Genomic DNA, 3,275 nt, shown 5'->3' with positions numbered 1-3,275 from the left:
GACTGTGTATAAGAGACAGCCCTTGTGACGAGGGAGTCCATAATCGGGATAGCGTCTGTGCCAACGAGTAATTAAGTCATCGCGCCAGACTTTGGCCACGATACTAGCCGCCGCAATTACCGGCGATTGTTGATCTCCCTGAATTACCGCCTTTTGGGGGATTGACAAATCTTTAATAATGTGCTTGCCATCGATCAAACAGAGACTGGGGGAAAGGGGTAATTTCCCGATCGCTCTGCTCATTGCCAGTAGAGAGGCATGAAAAATATTCAAGCGATCGATCTCTTTCACCGTAGCATAACCGATACGACAAACAAAATCCCGTTGTATTTGCTGGCTCAATTTTTGCCGTTTTTGGGGGCTAAGTTGCTTACTATCTTTTACCCCCAACTCCCACAGCTGCGGAAAACCAGAGGGGACAGTGACCACTACCGCCGCCACCACGGGGCCAAATAAAGCCCCGCGCCCCACTTCATCGACACCGGCAATTAAGGGTTCTGCGCTCATGACTCATCGGCAGTGGCGGAGGAACGACGACGACGACGACGCAGCACCGTGGTTTCAGCCTCTATTGGTGGCTCCTCCGTCACCTCGGCGCTCACCGGGGTCTCGAAAGGAATGACTTCGCTCGGAAAAACTGGAGTTTCGGGCGCAATCGGTTCGGGGGTAAAAGTCAGTGACGGACTAGCTTCTTGGCTGATTTCCTGACCAACTTCGCTAGTGGTGGGACGACGACGACGGCGCACCAGGGGACGATTTTCGGCTTCCTCGCCGGTTTCCATCCCTTCGACTGGTGCGACCTCAGCTTCTGGGGTAGGAATCAAGGATATTTCAGGAGTGGCAGACGTTTCTGGGTTTTCCGCTTCTCTTTCCCCTGGCAGTTTCACGGAAACAATCACCGATTTCGGGTCTTTAAACTCCTTATCCACCAGAATCAGGGGAGAAATGCCCATTAAAGAATAAACTTCCTGTTCTACGGGGGTCATTTCCACGGAAACCCGCTCCCGTTCGCTGACGGGGATATTTTTGCCAGCACCGGCATCTTCTCCCCGTTTCGAGAGACGGGCCGGGCGTTCTCGTTTTTCCTCAAGGCGTTGGGGTTCTGATTCTGGCTCGATTTCGTTGTTAACACCGTTAGTAGAGGCTTTTTCGCTCCGTTCCTCTTTCAGCAATAGTTCCGAGGGACGACGACGACGGCGACGACGAGAATTATTAACCTGTTCTTGATAGTTGGGATGGAAGGAAAGATCCATCTCTTGGGCGTTTTCTTCGGCCTCAAATTCGGAGAAAACTTCTAGATAGGGTTCGGCCGCCGCAACGCTAGGAGCGCTCTTATCTGGTAGAACTTTTGTATTAATTGGGGCAACGACAAGGGTTTCTTTTTCCGCGCGGCTAAGGGTGGGGGTTTCTAAGGCGATGGCGTTGCCTTCTCCGGGTAGATGGGCTAAATGGCCCAGTCCGCCGCAATGGTCACAGGTTTTGCCGAATAATTCATAAATGTTTTTCCCCTGACGCTTACGAGTTAATTCCACTAACCCCAATTCCGATAATTGGGCAATCTGGGGCCGGGCCTTATCGCTTTTCAGGGCCTTATTAAACAATTCCAACAGTTTCAACTGGTCGCGACGGGAATCCATATCGATGAAGTCCACCACCACCACACCGCCGATATTTCTCAAGCGCAGTTGTCGGGCGATTTCTGTGGCGGCCTCGCTATTAGTCCAGAGTACGGTTTCCCGGGCCGTGGCCGAACGGGTAAAGGAACCGGAGTTAACATCAATTACCGTTAAAGCTTCTGTCGGTTCGATGATAATGTAGCCGCCGGAGGGTAAATCAACCCGGGGTTTGAGGGCCTCGCGAATGGCGGCGTTAACCCGGAAATAGTCGAGAATTGGCTGGGTTTCCCGATGGGAGTCGATATAAACCCCTTCGAGAGCTTTGCCGCCGCCCCAGTTCGTCAATTGCTGTTTAACTCGTTTTACCGCCATCGGGTTATCCACAACAATGCGATTGACATCGGCACTGTACATATCCCGCAAAACCCTTTGAATAAAGTCATCATCGCGGTTCAGCAGGGCCGGGGCCCGGCTGCTGACGGCCATCTGTTGGATACTCTCCCACTGTTTTTGCAGAAATTCCAAATCCTCGATAATCGCTTCTTCCGCTTTGCCTTCGGCCTCGGTGCGTACCAGCAACCCCATCCCCGCCGGTTTGACCAAAATCCCTAAAGCTCGTAAACGGGAGCGCTCGTCTTCACTGCGGATGCGACGGGAAAGATTCACCCCGCGACCATTGGGCATCAATACCAGATAACGGCCAGGGAGAGTGACATTTCCCGTTAGCCGCGGTCCCTTATTGCCGGTGGGTTCTTTCATTACCTGTACCAGCACTTTTTGCTGGGGGGCCAGTAATTCCGTGATAGCACCGGCGGTTTTTTTCAGTCTTAAGGGGCCCAGGTCGGTGACATGGATAAAGCCATTGCGTTCCGCATCGCCAATATTGACGAAGGCTGCATCTATCCCGGGGATGACATTTTCTACTAATCCTAGATAGATGTCGGCCACCTGCTGATTACCTGTGGCTACAACTAATTCCTGAATTTGATCTTCCCAAAAAACAGCCGCTATATGGTGTTGTTCGGCTATGATTATTTGTTTTGGCATTCAATTTCCTCAATCTTTCGGTTTCAAAAGCGACGGACCATGGGCTATTTGTCTATGCTTTGAGGCTACTTCTGGAAATCTGGTCTTGTTAAGAAAGTTCTAAGAAGATGAGTCCGCATCGTTAAAGCCTCATCTTGATGTTCATCTGCCTCTCAGACGTGGGAACTGAGTCTTGGTTTCAGTTGTTAAGTCTGTTCGGCAACTGCCGGCTTGACCCACAATTAGGTAAGCACAGCCAGGAGACGAGATTTTCAATTAATCCCTGAGTCTTGCTCGATAACAGCATTTTTTATCCGTTTCCGCCGGTTCTGTCTATCAGAATCTAGGAAAAAAGGAGTTTTTGAGTTACTCCCCTCGGCAACAGGTTTCTGTGGAAGGGAAAATAGCGCACTTTTCGATTTTCCAAAAACCACGATTCTTTTAAGAAATGCTTTAATCGAGTCTTATAGACGACTATAACTCACTCGGTCACTCTCTGACAAGACGTTGACATCCTCGCCGCCGTAAAACGGACGGCGATTCCCAAACCTCACGATTTGGGTTTCTGCTTCTTTCCCGAAGGATTTTTCGCACCTGCCTTAACAGATTTACTCTGTTCTGGTCTTATGGTCG

Annotated in this window: 2 protein-coding genes; both read right to left on the bottom strand. The window is 50.5% G+C overall.

What is annotated here, in order from left to right; genetic code table 11:
- Window positions 1–507, bottom strand: a 507-nt coding sequence (locus IQ242_RS20390) for a ribonuclease HII (protein ID WP_193961209.1), incomplete at its 3' end; no start/stop codon positions are given.
- Entirely contained in the window at window positions 504–2,663 is a 2,160-nt protein-coding gene (locus IQ242_RS20385; RefSeq protein WP_193961208.1) for an Rne/Rng family ribonuclease, read from the bottom strand. The genes IQ242_RS20390 and IQ242_RS20385, both read right to left, overlap by 4 nt.
- Window positions 2,664–3,275 lie beyond the last annotated feature (612 nt).

Source organism: Microcystis sp. LEGE 08355 (assembly GCF_015207185.1).
Taxonomy (GTDB): Bacteria; Cyanobacteriota; Cyanobacteriia; order Cyanobacteriales; family Microcystaceae; genus Microcystis; species Microcystis panniformis.
This window is presented reverse-complemented; position numbering and strand designations above follow the sequence as displayed.